The following is a 14,251-nucleotide window of genomic DNA, read 5'->3' as shown; positions in this document are numbered from 1 at the left end:
GCGAACCAGCACCCAATGTAGCCAATCGCCACTGGCCGCGCCAGCCACTTTTACGGCCCCCCTCCGGCAGGCTTCTCAGAGGGTGACTGCGCACGTACTCTCCTCCCTCAAAAGAGGAGGGTGGGTGTCTGAAACCGGATAATGCTCTCCACATGATGCCGATAAATGCCCCCAAACGGCACTTTGGCAGATCCTGCTACCCCTTTGTGCTGTGCTGTCACTTTTGACAGGGGGCACTTTCCCCCACCGGCACTAGCTTCAAAACGCCCGACCTTCGGTCGGTTTATCAACCTCATCGATTTAAGGAAAGAAGAGATGAATAAAATTTATCTGGCCGTTGCGCTGGCCTGCTGGGGAAGCGCCGCACTGGCGGCGCAAGAGGTAGAGATCAACGTAACGGCAAACGGCATCCGGGCCATGACAGGCCTCAGTGCCGCGAGTGGTACCTTGCAGCTGGAAGATGGCGAGTTTCGTCAGGTGCGGGTGGTCAAGCTGCCCAACGGCCAGCAGCGGATCCGCTACGAGCAGGTCTGGAACGGCATCCCGGTAATGGGTCAGGTGGTGGTGGCTGATAAGAGCCTGAACGGCCAGCTGCAACAGGCCAGCGGGCGCATGCTGCGCCAGATCGATCAGGATGTGGCAAGCCCGGCCGCCACCCTCTCGCCACAGGATGCCGCCAGCAAGGCCAAGGCGGGCAGCAAGGGGAGCAACGAGCAGGTCAAACTCTACGTGATGCAGGATGAGAACGGGCTGGCCCGGCTAGTTTATCAGGTCTCCTTCATCGCCGAAGGTGACAAGCCAAGCCGCCCCTTCGTCATACTTGATGCCCAGAGCGGTGAGGAGCTCAAACGCTGGGAGGGGATCAACCACAAGGACGCCACCGGCCCGGGGGGCAACATCAAGACCGGCAAATATTTCTACGGCACCGATTTTGGCCCACTCATCGTCGATGACAACTGCCGGATGACCAGCCCCAACGTCGATACCATCAACCTCAACCACGCCACCTCCGGCGGGGCCATCCACCAGTTCACCTGCCCGGAGAACCGGGTCAAGGAGATCAACGGCGCCTACTCGCCCCTCAACGACGCCCACTACTTTGGCAACGTGGTGTTCGACATGTACCGCAACTGGTACAACACGGCGCCCCTCACCTTCAAACTGAAGATGCGGGTTCACTACAGCAAGAATTACGAAAATGCCTTCTGGGATGGCAGCCAGATGACCTTCGGTGACGGCGCCACCACCTTCCACCCGCTGGTGAGCCTCGATGTGGCGGCCCACGAGGTGAGCCACGGCTTTACCGAGCAGAACTCCGGGCTGATCTATTCAGGACAGTCCGGCGGCATCAACGAGGCCTTCTCCGATATGGCGGGGGAAGCGGCCGAGTTCTACATGAAGGGGAGCAACGACTGGCTGGTCGGCGCCCAGATCTTCAAGGGCAACGGCTCCCTGCGCTACTTCGAGGATCCGACCCGGGATGGCAGATCCATCGGCCATGCGGCGGATTATCAGGAGGGGATGGATGTACACCACAGCTCCGGGGTCTACAACCGTGCCTTCTACCTGCTCGCCACCAGCAGCGGCTGGAACACCCGCAAGGCATTTGAAGTGTTCTTGCTGGCCAACCGCCTCTACTGGGGCGCCAACACCAACTACCAGCAAGGGGCCTGCGGCGTCAGCCGGGCGACCGCCGACCTGGGTTACAGTCAGGCGGATGTGGCACGGGCCTTCCAGACCGTCGGGGTCGATGCCAGCTGCGGCACCACGCCGCCACCAAGCGACAACGTGCTGCAAAACGGCGTGCCGGTGAGCAACCTCACCGCCAGCAAGGGTGGCAAGCTCAACTACACCCTGAACGTACCGGCGGGCACCAGGTCGCTGCAGATCAGCAGCAGTGGCGGCACCGGAGATGCCGACCTCTACGTCCGCTTTGGCAGCGCCCCCACCAGCAGCAGTTACGACTGCCGTCCCTACAAGGGGGGCAATAACGAAAGCTGCTCGTTCACCAATCCCAAGGCGGGCACCTGGCATGTGCAGCTGTCAGGGTTTTCCGCGTTCAGTGGCGTAACCCTCAAGGCCAGCTACTGATCCACCCGATGCGGGCCTTGTCCCGCATCGCTCTATTCATTGCGCCACCGTTTCGCCAACGTGCGAGCGGTGGCCAACACGGTTTCCCGGGCCGGGTTGGGCCGCTTGCCACCGCGCCACGCCATCATCACATCCCAATGTTCCTGCGGCAGATTGCGCACATCGAGCTTGACCAGCCGCCCCACCTCCAGATCTCGCTTGATGGCCAGCTCCGGCATCAGGGTGATAAACCCGTGTTCCAGCGCCAGATCCCGCGCCGCACTTGCGGGCTGCACCGCATGCAGGGGGCTGGCGGCCCGCCGCAGCCGCCGTAACTGCTGGATAAAGACGTCACACCCCGGCCCCCACACCTGAGGTGCCAGCCGCTGGTCGGCAATATCCTCCAGCGTGAGGCCGTGACAACCGGCCAGCGGATGCAATGGCGAGGCGATAGCGATAATGGGGGAGCAGCAGAGCAGCTCCATCTGCAGGCCCGCAACCGGCGGACGCTTGAGCACAAAGCCGATATCGGCCTCCCCGGTCAGCAGCGACTGCATTATCTCGCCGGAGTGATCCGTGGTACAGCGGATCTCGAACGGCTCGTCCACCAGCTCCATCAATAGCGAGCCAAACACCACCGAAGTGAGGGATGGCAGGCTGGAGAGACGGATACAAGGCAGCGCAGGCGCCCCCTGCAGTGCCAGCCGCCCTTCGCTCAGGATCGCCAGCGCAGAGCGGGCCGATGGCAGAAACTCCTCGCAGGCACGGGTCGGCGTCACCCCGCGTCGATGACGCTGAAACAGCGGCGCCCCGAGGCTCTCCTCCAGCTGGGCAATCCGCTGGCTCACCAGCGGCTGTGACCAGCCACGAATGGCCGCCGCCTGACTGAAGCTGCCCAGCTCGGCCACATCCAGCAGCAGTTGCAGATCGTCCAAATCCATAGACATAAATAATCCTGATATGAAATATAGGTAGTTGTCGTCTACCACTATATCTAAACCCTCTCCAGAATGAAGGTATCTGTGAATGAGAGGGCGTTATGGTCGATAGGGCGAGGTTTTGGGGGCGCTGGTTTCTGGCGCTGGATACCACACTGGTGATCCTGGGTTTCTTTGTGGTGATGCCGATGATCAGCCTGCGCTTCGTCGATCAACTCGGCTGGGCGGCCGGTCTGGTGGGGCTGGCCCTCGGCCTGCGCCAGCTGACCCAGCAGGGACTGGGGATCTTCGGCGGCTCGCTTGCCGACCGCTTTGGCGCCCGCCCGCTCATCGTCACCGGCATGCTGTTGCGCGCCGTCGGCTTTGCCACCCTGGCCTGGGCCGACAGCGGCGCCATGCTGATTTTCTCCTGCTTCCTCTCCGGACTGGGCGGTTGCCTGTTCGACCCGCCACGGGCCGCGCTGGTAATCAAATTTACCCGCCCCCATGAGCGGGGCCGCTTTATCTCCCTGCTGATGATGCTGGAGAGCGCAGGGGCCGTCACCGGTGCCCTGCTAGGCAGCTGGCTGCTGCGCTTTGACTTCACCTATGTCTGCCTGCTGGGGGCCGGACTCTTCACCCTGGCGGCTCTCTGCAACTGGACCCTGCTGCCCGCCTACCGCCTCTCGGTCAAACCGACTCCGATGCGGGAAGGGTTGGGACAAGTACTGGCAGATCGCGCCTTCTGCCGACTGGTACTGATCCTGAGCGGCTACTACATGCTGTGGGTACAGGTGATGCTGATTTTCCCCATTCTGGTCAAGCAGCTCTCTGGCACCACCACGGCAGTGGGCTGGATGTACAGCCTGGAAACGGCGCTGTCACTGGCGCTGCTCTACCCTATCGCCCGTTTCAGCGAGCGGCGCTATCGGCTGGAGAGCCGGCTGATGGCGGGTATCCTGCTGATGACGGTGGGGATCGGGCTGGTCGCCTTCGTCAGCACCCTCTCCGGCATCTTCGTACTGCTGGCCTGCTTCTATCTGGGGATCATCATCTGCGAACCGGCCCGGGAGACCCTGATGACCCGGCTGGCCAACCCCACAGCCCGCGGCAGCTACATGGGCTTCAGCCGCCTCGGACTGGCGCTGGGGGGCATGACCGGCTATGTGGGCGGCGGCTCCCTCTATGACTTCTCGCTGCAACAGGGACAACCGGCCCTTCCCTGGCTGGTGCTGGGCACCATAGGCGTCGCCACCATGTTGCTGCTCGCCCGCTGCTTCTCCCGCCGCCCGGAGCTGGCTATCAGAGCCGCCGCCTGACGACCGCCCCTCCTGTGGCAGTCCCGCCAACGGGGCTGCCGCTCACCCCATATTCTGCAAGTCATCACAGCAAAAGGTTGCGAATTACAACTTTTACGCTATTTTAGTTGTCATGCACAACTAAATAGGAAACCACGATATGGATCCCCGTCCCCTGCGCGCCCTGTCGCGCGATCTGGTTCGCGAACTCGGCATGCTCTCCCAGCAGTGCGGCAATCTGGCCCTCACCCCCATCGAGGCTCACCTGCTGATCGAGCTGGAAAACGCCCCGGCCACCAATCAGCAGCTGGCAGAAAAGCTGCACATCGACAAATCCAACGCCAGCCGTCCGCTGGCACGCCTCGCCGAGCGGGAGCTTATCAGCTGGCACCCGCACCCCTCCGACGGCCGCAGCAAGGAGGCCCGCCTCACCGTCAACGGTCAGGGGATGCTGTTGGAGTTGCACCGGGAGATGGACGGGGCGATGGAAGAGATGCTGGCGCAGTTGAGCCTGCCCGAGCGGGAGCAGCTGTGGCAAGGGCTGCGGCTCTATCGCAGCGCCCTCTCCCGCGCCCGTCGCCAGCGGGGCTACCAGATCCGCCCCATCACGGCGGCGGACAATGCCCAGATCGCCTTGGTGATCCGCGCCGTCTCGGCCGAATATGGCCTCACCGCCGACAAGGGGTATGGGGTCTCGGATCCCAATCTCGACACCCTCTCCCAGAGCTATCAGGGGGAAAAGAGCCGCTACTGGGTCATCGAAGGACCAGACGGTTCCATCCTCGGCGGTGGCGGTATCGCACCATTGGCGGGAGAAGAGGGAGTCTGCGAGCTGCAGAAGATGTACTTTATGCCCGCCCTGCGCGGACTGGGCCTTGGCAAGCGGCTGGTGTTGCAGGCACTGGACGAGGCGCGCGCGCTTGGTTATCAGCGCTGCTATCTGGAAACGACCGAGGTCTTGCGCGAAGCCACCAGCCTCTATGAATCACTGGGCTTTGAACACCTGCCCGGCCCCCTTGGCTGCACCGGCCACGGGGATTGCGAAATCTGTATGGTGTTAGACCTGGCGCTCTAAGGTGATAGCGGCAAGCAGGAGTCTCCCCTGCTTGCCGCTTCGTTTACTGCGGCAGCGCCACCACCCGGAATCGCTCCAGCACCAGCGTGGCGTGCTCATCAAATTCTCTTCCTTCCGCCTTCATCTCGCGTTCGAAAAAGGCCTTGTGCGCCTCGCGCCACCAAGCCAGAGAGCTATCGCCATCCCCCTCCTCGGCGGCAAACGCAGCATCAACCTCATCGAATGGACACAAGGTGACTGACACCAGTTCAACCAGAGCCTTGGGCAGACCACTCCAGTCGGTTACCACCAGTAGGTCCCCCTGTTCCGGCATCCGCTCGCCCTTCTCCAGATACCAGTAAGCGAGGCTACAGGTTGCTCGCTTACGGCCTGCTACTACCAGCGCGGCACAGAGGTTGGCATTGTGTGCATCAGCACAGAAGTAGTCCGCCGAGACATGACGAGCCCGTGCTGCCACCGGCAGGGATAACAGATAACTCTCAGCCAGAGCCGAGCAGGCAGGATTCATCGATTCAACCATCACCTCTCCTTGATGCATAAAAAAATCCCGCCATCTGGCGGGATTTGGTAAGCAGTATCAGTGCTCGCGAGTCTGACGGAACTCAACGTCAGGGTGGCGCTCCTGAGCCAGTCGCAGGTTGACCATGGTCGGCGCAATGTAGGTGAGGTTGTCACCGCCATCGAGGGCCAGGTTGACCTCGTTCTTGCGCTTGAACTCTTCGAACTTCTTGACGTCGGTCCCTTCCACCCAGCGGGCGGTGGAAACGTTGACCGCCTCGTAGATGGCCTCGACGTTGTACTCACTCTTCAGACGAGAAACCACCACGTCAAACTGCAGCACACCGACCGCACCGACGATGAGATCGTTGCTGATCAGCGGACGGAACACCTGCACCGCGCCCTCTTCAGAGAGCTGGACCAGCCCCTTGAGCAGCTGCTTCTGCTTGAGCGGGTCGCGCAGGCGGATGCGGCGGAACAGTTCCGGTGCAAAGTTCGGGATACCGGTGAACTTGAGATCTTCCCCCTGGGTGAAGGTGTCACCGATCTGGATGGTACCGTGGTTGTGCAGACCGATGATGTCCCCGGCGAAGGCGTCTTCCGCCTGCTCACGGTCACCGGCCATAAAGGTCACGGCGTCGGAGATGTTCACATCCTTGCCGATACGCACATGGCGCATCTTCATGCCCTTGCTGTAAGTACCTGACACGATACGCATAAAAGCGATACGGTCACGGTGCTTCGGATCCATGTTTGCCTGGATCTTGAACACGAAGCCGGAGAATTTCTCCTCGGTCGCCACCACTTCGCGGCTCTCGGCCTTGCGCGGCATGGGAGACGGCGCCCAGTCAGTCAGGCCGTCCAGCATGTGGTCGACACCGAAGTTACCCAGTGCAGTACCGAAGAAGACAGGGGTCATCTCGCCAGCGATAAAGGCATCGTGATCGAACTCGGGGGAGGCGCCCTGCACCAGCTCCAGCTCGTCGCGCAGTTGCTGGGCCAGATCTTCGCCGACGGCGGCATCCAGATCCGGGTTGTTCAGCCCCTTGACTACACGCTTCTCCTGAATGGTGTGGCCCTGACCGCTTTGATAGAGATAGGTCTCATCCTTGTAGAGGTGATAGACCCCCTTGAAGGATTTGCCGCAGCCGATAGGCCAGGTGATGGGGGCACACATGATCTTCAGCTCGCGCTCCACCTCGTCCATCACTTCCATCGGATCGCGCACTTCGCGGTCCAGCTTGTTCATGAAAGTGAGGATGGGGGTATCACGCAGACGGGTCACTTCCATCAGCTTGCGGGTCCGGTCTTCAACACCCTTGGCGGCATCGATGACCATCAGGCAGCAGTCGACCGCGGTCAGGGTACGGTAGGTATCTTCAGAGAAGTCCTCGTGACCCGGGGTATCGAGCAGGTTGACCAGACAATCGGCATAGGGGAACTGCATCACCGAGGTGGTGATGGAGATACCACGCTGCTTCTCCATCTCCATCCAGTCGGATTTGGCGTGCTGGCCCGAGCCACGGCCCTTGACGGTACCGGCGCGCTGAATGGCCTGTCCGAACAGCAGGACTTTCTCGGTGATGGTGGTTTTACCCGCATCCGGGTGCGAAATGATCGCAAAAGTGCGTCTCTTGGAGACTTCACTCAGAAATTCAGCTGACATAATTCAACGTTCTTCTATTGAGCGGTGGCAGCAGCCACCGTGGGAATAAATCCGGAATGCCGCTCACGGCACATGTATACGCAACGAAAGCCACGCCAGCTGGCGTGTTGCCAACCTGGTGGAGAGAGGGAGGAGGGTTGCGTTACATGGGTCTTCTCGCCTGAGTCAAAGCAAAATTGCGCGACATTATACCCGCGCGAGTGAAAAATACCCAGCCTGACAAGAGATGATAATTTGGCCGCTCAGCCGTTCCACAGGTTCCAACTGAACAGAAAATCAAACACGCCGAATCGGATGGCAGCATCCGGACCACGTGGACTCGGCCCCTTCCCGATGCCAGCAACAACCACTCTTGATAAATTTTCATACTTGGACTTTCCCTATCCAGCTACAAATATGTAAATCGTATCTACATAATGGAGAGGTCATTACATGAAACATTCCACCCTGCACAATCAACAGATCGTCATTATCGGTGGTACCTCGGGTCTTGGCCTGGCCACCGCCCAACAAGCGATCGAGCAAGGCGCCAAGGTCATTATCGGCGGTTCCAGCCGTGAGCAGCTTGCCACTGCGCTGGCTGAACTGGGCCCAAGTGCCAGTGGCCATCAACTGGATATTCTCGACGTCGACTCCGTCAATCACTTTTTCAACCAGCTGGATTCGCTGGATCATCTCGTCATTACCGCCGCCGTCATGCGACCAGGCAGCTTTCTCACCGCTGCCATCGAGGATTTGAAAATCAACATGGACAGCCGCTTCTGGGGAAGTGTTCATGCGATCCGCGCCGCAGCACCCAAACTGTCCGAACGCGGCTCCATCGTGCTCACGTCCGGGATGGTGACGCGCCGCCCACAACTAGGTAAGGCACTCCCTGCCGTTGCAGCTGGCGCCGTCGAAACACTGGCTCACAGTCTGGTTACCGAGCTGACCCCCCGTCGGATCAACGTCATCAACCCGGGCCCCATGCGCACTCCCATGCTGCTTAAAGCACTGGGCAATGACCCACAAAAAGTGGCAGCCGTGGCGCAAAGCCTGCCGTTGAAACGCTTGGGTGAGGGAGAGGATTATGCGCAGGCCGCACTGTTCCTGATGAGCAATAACAACATGAATGGTGAGGTGCTTCACCTCAATGGCGGCAGCGCCTGGGCATAACGCCCTTCTGACGGTCTTCTGCGCTCGCGCTTGCCAATCTGTCATCGCAGGCAAGAACGAGCGCAGGGGACGAGCATCATCGCCGTATCAGTGTGCCCCCCAATAGCGATGATATCCTAGTGAATGACAATACCCAGCCCGTCAATCATCTGTTTCCACCCGGTTGCGCCCCGCCTCTTTCGCACGATACAGCGCATTGTCGGCACGCTGGATCAAGGCCGCCAGATCCTGATCATCGTCTCGCAGAGAGGCACATCCGATACTGATAGTTACCGGGTACGACATGCCGGGCAGCGCCCGGTTGGCGACCGAGTGACGGATCAGCTCAGCCACCCGGCACGCTTCTTCAAGGCTGGTATCCGGCAGCAGGATCAAGAACTCCTCTCCGCCGGTACGCCCCAACTGATCCTGGTGTCGCAGCTGACGATCTGCCGCTCGAGAGACCCATTGCAGTACCCTGTCTCCCTGGTGATGGCCCAGGGTATCGTTGATCCGCTTGAAGTGATCGATATCGAACACCAGCAGACAAAATGGCGTGCCCTGCCTGCGAGCCAGCGCCAGCATATCGCTGCCCTGTCGCAGCACCCGACGGCGGTTGTTGATGCCGGTCAGCTCATCGGTAAAGGCCAGACGGCGCATCCGACGGTTGCGATCCAGCAGCCACCCCATCGTCAGCAGCGCCAGTACCCCGCAGAGCACCATCACCACCAGCAGCCAGAAACGACGCTCCTTGACCTGCTCCAGCTCCTGCTGCTGCAGTCGCTGCTCGACTCGCAGTCGTTCGTTCTCCCCCTCCTGACGGGCCAGTTCGAACTCGCCGCGCACCCAGGCCGTGCTCTGTTCCCGTAACAGCTGATCGAGCCGCTGCTCCTGCACCAGATGCTCCCGCAATGCAGCCAGCGCCGCCGGATAGTCGCCTTGCAACTCGAGCGCCCGACTGCGTACCCAGTAGAGCTCGAGCAAAAAGCGCACGTGCCCTTCCACCTTCAAAATCGGCTCAATCTTCTCAAGCGCACGCAAGGCTGGCGCCGGTTCCTGCTCTTCGACTCTCAACCTCGCCCACACCAGCTCGAGATGCGCATGGAGGATGGGGTCAACATCGGGAGAGAGCACCTTCGCCGCTTGTGCCAGCAAGCGTCCGGCATCAGCGGGGCGATCCAGCCCAAGCAGAGCCTCGGCCTGCATCACCATGCGTTCGGCATGCTCAATCAGATATTGAGGCTGATTATAAAAGGCCGCACTGCGTTCAAGCTCGCCCAGCGCATCCTGATAACGCCCGGTCTGCAGATAGACCATCGCCAGTTGATCACTGAGCCTTGCCGAGCCAAACCCGTCGTGACTTCTGGCAAAATGCTCGCTCAACCGGTTGAGGGTGGCGAGCGCTTCGGCATAGAGGCCCATCCGGCGAAATGTGGCTGCAATCTCGAGCTGCGCCTGGTGATACCAGGTGGGCAACCCCAACTGCTCATAGATATTGTGCGCCTTGGTGAGATCCATCAGCCCCTGGCCTGAGACCCCCTGAAAAGACAGCATGGCACCTCGGCGGGCCAGCGCCAGCGCCTCCAGCTTTGGCAAGGCGGCCTCTCTTGCCAGCCGCAGCCCCTCATCGTAATCATGACGAGCCTTCGCTACCTCGCCGAGCAGCTGATTGAACCAGCCGCGGCAAATCGTCAGCTCCGCCACGGCGGCGTCATCACCCTGCTCGCGCGCAATGGCCAGCATCCGCGCCGCATTGGCGATGGCGGTTCTGGACTCCTGCATGTCATCGGCCGATTGAGCCCAGCAAGCCAGACGACTGATCCGTATCTGCTGCGACGGCGGATAGGCGTTGCCGTCCCGCTGCAAACGGGCAACGCGCTCCCGCAACAACTCGATCGGCTGATAGACCCGCTCCATCCCCCCCAGTTCATTTTCCAACTGCTCGGGGGACAAGGGTTTGGCTGCCAGCCCGAACACCGCCAGCAACAGCAGCAAGGCAAGTCGGCTCATACATACTCCGGATCAATGGGAAAGATCATCGGGCAAGCCGATGCCGGAAAATCATCATCTTTTCCCCTGTAACAATGGTTGTAAAGGCTATCACCCGGACAGAGAGCCCGAATGGCAGGCTAGTCACATTTTACTGCGATATCATCGCGTTGGAATGAAAGTGGGGACGCACAGCGAAAAAGAGGGGGCGGGATAACAACCCAAGAGGGGTTGCCCCCTCCCGGTCACTAGTGATGCTGCCAGCGCCGCAGCAGCCGGCCGCGCAGGCCGCAATCGAGCAGCCAGCTATTGTCAAAGACCCGCAGCAGCGCCTGCTTGGCGTGGCGGGACATGGCGACGGCGTGAAAACGGGTCTGGCGCTGGCGATAGCGGTTCATCTGATCGAGCAGGGGATGAGGCAAGCTTTGGGCGATAAAGTCGGAGATGACCAGCACATCCGCCTTGGCAAAGGCGGGATCATCGAGCTTGGCCAGCGCTTTTTCCAGGCAGGGCACCAGATCGGTACCGCCGTGAAAACTCATGGAGAGAAAGCGCTCCGCCTTGTCCAGACCGGTATCTGCGGTGATCTCGAGGGTCGCCACCTCGGTGGAGAAGAGCATCAGGTAGCAGCCGCGCTTCTCATCCATCGCCACCTTGAGCAACGCCAGAAACAGCGCCTTGGCACACTCCTCGGGATATCCCCCCATGGAACCGGAAGTATCGACGCAGACGATAAAGGGGCCTCGCTGCTGCAACTGCTGCCCCCCCTGCTCCGGAGTGCGCAGCATGATGCGCTGACGCGGCAAGGTGCCACGTGACTGGTAGCTGAGCAGACGCCGCTCCAGATAGCGGCGATAGAACTCCAGCTCCAGCTCCGGCAGCCCCAGCATCACCGCCTCGCTTGGAAGTAGCCGCATCAGATCGTTCGCCTGATGAATGCCTACCAAGTCGTCCGGCACATCGTCGCTGGGTGCTGGCTCCAGCTCCAGCACCTGAACCGGCGGCACAGGTTGCTCCTGCGCCCGCCGATCCCGCTCGCTGCGCCCGAGCAGGCCGGCAATCTCCGCCAGCAAAGGCTCGCGCTGCAACATGCGGGCGTACTGCTTGACCAGCACCAGACTGCGCTTGTGCCAGTGTCCCTGCGCCAGATCCCAAAGACCACCAGCGGAGATCTGGTTGGGATCGAGGGCATCGGCCAGGGTGCGGCTCGCCAGCAGCTGATCTTCAATCTCCTGACGCTGCTTCTCCCGCTCCGCTTCGGCGATCTGCTGCTGCAACTGCAACAGGCTCCCCACCAGACTGGCGCGCCACTTGTCGATAAAGAGCTGGCGCAGCCCTTCGGTGGGGTGGGCCGTCAGCTGACGCACCAAGGATCGTGCCTCCCCAGCGAAGGGGCTGTACTGCTCCAGCGACTCCAGCAGGCCGGGCAAACGACCAATCAGCTCGGTCATCGGCAGTTGCCGGTGCGCCTGATAGAGTAGGTACTCCTGCTCCAGCGCCACCGGCACCGGCTTGTGGCGGATCTCCTCGCCAAGCTGCTCACCCCAGCTATGCAGGCGCTTTTTCAACAGCTTGCCCTGTAGCGGGGAGCGTTTTATAAATTCAGAAATCTTGGGCGAAGCCGCCAGCAGGAGCGCCACCTCACCCGCAAGTTCCCCTTCGCCAATCAGCAGTCCCAAATCCAGCATGCCAATCTCAAGCATGAGTGCTCCTTACTCGTCCAGCCTTGGCAACCGCTCGCGCCACTGGGTCAGCTCGCTGCGCAGCAGTTCGAGATCCCGGTTCAGCACGAAGAAGCTGTCCTCCACCTGCTGCAACCAGCGTGAGTCGATAAAGAGGTGTTGCTGGTGACGCTCGAACAGGCTGCGCTGCTGCTTGAGCATCTGCATCACCTTGCCGACCTGAACCAGCTGCTCGTCGAGCGACTGCAACCAGGGCGCCAGCACCACCTCGGGGATGGCGTTGCGCTCCATCAGCACCAACGGGATCTGCTGGCGCTGGATATCGAGCACCTGCAGCCGCAGCTCATCGTCCAGCACCAGCTCGTAATGCCCCTCTTTCGGGTTGCCGAACTCATAACCCACCAGCGCCTCACCGGTGGGATGCCAATGGGAGAGCAAGGTGCGATCGAACACCAGGGTGCGGGTAAGACGTTCGGGATCGCTGCCATCCAGCGGCGCCGGGGTGAGCAGATGGAAGTGCACCTGTTTGCCAAAGGGTCTGGCATTGGCAAGCGGGATCTCGATACCCCGGGCCCGCCGGCCAAACCACTGCTTGCGTTGCCGGGCCTTTGTGCACAGGCGCTGGGCCACGCTCTGTTTGAGCTGTTTGAACTGATCCCGCAACGCCAGCAGCTGACGAGTCATCGCCAGTTGCTGATAGCCGTAGAGACGGGAGAATTCGGTCATCATCTCCAGCAGGGCGGTGCGGGACTCCTCGTCATGCCAGAGACAATCCTTGAACAGCAGCAGATCTACCGGTGCGACCTCATCGCGGCCATTGAAGAAGGCGCTCGCCTTGATGAGCCGTACCGCCTTCTTCCAGCGGCGATCCGACACATAGCAGCGATGGGCCAGCTGGCTGTCGAGCTGCTGGCGCAGCTGATAGATGAGCTCGAAACAGGCATCCGGCAGGCGCACCTGTTCAATCTGGTTCTGCCACTGCTCGTACTCATCCCCCCGGATCTGCAGGGATTCCGGCAGATTCTGGTGGGCGTGACCATCGCTGGCCAGCATGGATTGAAAGTTGGCTTTCTCCTGCACCCGATCCATCCAGATCCGCACCAGCATCCGGTCGTAGAGCGCTTCCAGCCCGCTGTCCGGCGCCGGCAGCTCGTTGGAGGCGGTCACCAGCAAGCGCATCGGGATGGGGTGCTGGCTGTCGCCATTGCGAAACTGCCGCTCGTTGATAGCGGTGAGCAGGGTGTTGAGGATGGCTGGACCTGCCTTCCAGATCTCGTCGAGAAACACCACCTCGGCCTCCGGCAGATAACCCGTGGTGAGGCGCAGGTATTTGCCATCCTCTTTCAGCGCCTGAATAGAGAGGGGGCCGAACACCTCCTCCGGCGTACTGAAACGGGTCATCAGGTATTCAAAGTGGCGGGCGTCGTGAAAGGCCAGCTTGAGGCGGCGGGCAATCAGGCTCTTGGCAATACCGGGTGGCCCCAGCAAGAAGACACTCTCGCCACTGAGGGCCGCCAGCAGACCGAGGCGCAAAGCATCCTGCCGTTCGTAGAGTCCCTCACCGAGGGCGGCCAGCAGCCGGGGCAAGCGCTCCTGGATGGGAATAAGACGCGCAGGATTCTGGGCTTGAGCTAAAGACGACATAGAGAGTGTTCCGAAGCTGGGATGATGTTAGCCCCAAGGCGCGATATCCATTTGCTCGACCTTGGGTTTTGTCTTGTTATGATGTTTATTCTGGTATCGCTTGCCGCACAATACCCGCCTCTGGCAGGAAAAAACGCAAAGGCAGTGCGATACCGTATCGGCAGCGTGCTGCGCCCATGCATGGCAAGTGTCGTGATGAGCACCATGCCCGCATGCGCCAGATGATGCGTTGCAAAGGGTGCAGCAAAAGCGGTTCGAGTGTACCCTGCGCAACACAA

At 60.9% G+C, this 14,251-nt stretch carries 10 protein-coding genes; 4 read left to right on the top strand and 6 right to left on the bottom strand.

Annotation, left to right across the window (positions count from 1 at the left end; translation table 11 throughout):
- Window positions 1-315 precede the first annotated feature (315 nt).
- Window positions 316-2,091: a M4 family metallopeptidase gene (locus AACT07_RS12590; RefSeq protein WP_069528051.1), complete on the top strand. Its 1,776-nt coding sequence runs from the start codon at window positions 316-318 to the stop codon at window positions 2,089-2,091.
- A gap of 32 nt (window positions 2,092-2,123) precedes the next feature.
- On the opposite strand, the gene AACT07_RS12585 is transcribed toward AACT07_RS12590, so the two are convergent.
- Window positions 2,124-3,017, bottom strand: coding sequence for a LysR family transcriptional regulator (locus AACT07_RS12585; protein WP_069528049.1), 894 nt, complete (start codon window positions 3,015-3,017; stop codon window positions 2,124-2,126).
- Between the two features lie 92 nt (window positions 3,018-3,109).
- Between AACT07_RS12585 and mdtH the strand changes: the two genes are divergently transcribed.
- Window positions 3,110-4,306: a multidrug efflux MFS transporter MdtH gene (mdtH, locus tag AACT07_RS12580; protein WP_005340523.1), complete on the top strand. Its 1,197-nt coding sequence runs from the start codon at window positions 3,110-3,112 to the stop codon at window positions 4,304-4,306.
- 139 nt (window positions 4,307-4,445) lie between these two features.
- Complete coding sequence (locus AACT07_RS12575; RefSeq protein WP_040067519.1) at window positions 4,446-5,360, top strand: bifunctional helix-turn-helix transcriptional regulator/GNAT family N-acetyltransferase; 915 nt, start codon at window positions 4,446-4,448, stop codon at window positions 5,358-5,360.
- Window positions 5,361-5,403: 43 nt separating this feature from the next.
- On the opposite strand, the gene AACT07_RS12570 is transcribed toward AACT07_RS12575, so the two are convergent.
- Both AACT07_RS12570 and prfC read right to left on the bottom strand, forming a co-directional pair.
- Window positions 5,404-5,880, bottom strand: a complete 477-nt coding sequence (locus AACT07_RS12570; RefSeq protein ID WP_083249972.1) for an ASCH domain-containing protein — start codon at window positions 5,878-5,880, stop codon at window positions 5,404-5,406.
- Between the two features lie 57 nt (window positions 5,881-5,937).
- Window positions 5,938-7,527, bottom strand: a complete 1,590-nt coding sequence (prfC, locus tag AACT07_RS12565) for a peptide chain release factor 3 (RefSeq protein ID WP_085942998.1) — start codon at window positions 7,525-7,527, stop codon at window positions 5,938-5,940.
- Between the two features lie 429 nt (window positions 7,528-7,956).
- Here prfC and AACT07_RS12560 point away from each other — a divergent pair, with 429 nt between their 5' ends.
- On the top strand, window positions 7,957-8,679 hold the full coding sequence (locus AACT07_RS12560; RefSeq protein ID WP_040067517.1) for an SDR family oxidoreductase: 723 nt from the start codon (window positions 7,957-7,959) through the stop codon (window positions 8,677-8,679).
- A gap of 141 nt (window positions 8,680-8,820) precedes the next feature.
- On the opposite strand, the gene AACT07_RS12555 is transcribed toward AACT07_RS12560, so the two are convergent.
- The 3 genes from AACT07_RS12555 to AACT07_RS12545 form a co-directional block, all read right to left on the bottom strand.
- Window positions 8,821-10,668 carry a tetratricopeptide repeat-containing diguanylate cyclase gene (locus tag AACT07_RS12555; protein ID WP_069528048.1) on the bottom strand — a complete coding sequence of 616 codons (1,848 nt, stop codon included), beginning with the start codon at window positions 10,666-10,668 and terminating at the stop codon, window positions 8,821-8,823.
- A 227-nt stretch (window positions 10,669-10,895) separates the two neighbouring features.
- Complete coding sequence (viaA, locus tag AACT07_RS12550) at window positions 10,896-12,350, bottom strand: ATPase RavA stimulator ViaA (protein ID WP_069528046.1); 1,455 nt, start codon at window positions 12,348-12,350, stop codon at window positions 10,896-10,898.
- A gap of 9 nt (window positions 12,351-12,359) precedes the next feature.
- Window positions 12,360-13,973, bottom strand: a complete 1,614-nt coding sequence (locus AACT07_RS12545; RefSeq protein ID WP_005358079.1) for an ATPase RavA domain-containing protein — start codon at window positions 13,971-13,973, stop codon at window positions 12,360-12,362.
- Window positions 13,974-14,251: the final 278 nt, after the last annotated feature.

The organism is Aeromonas sp. ANP5 (assembly GCF_963870295.1).
GTDB classification, from domain to species: Bacteria; Pseudomonadota; Gammaproteobacteria; order Enterobacterales; family Aeromonadaceae; genus Aeromonas; species Aeromonas veronii.
This window is presented reverse-complemented; position numbering and strand designations above follow the sequence as displayed.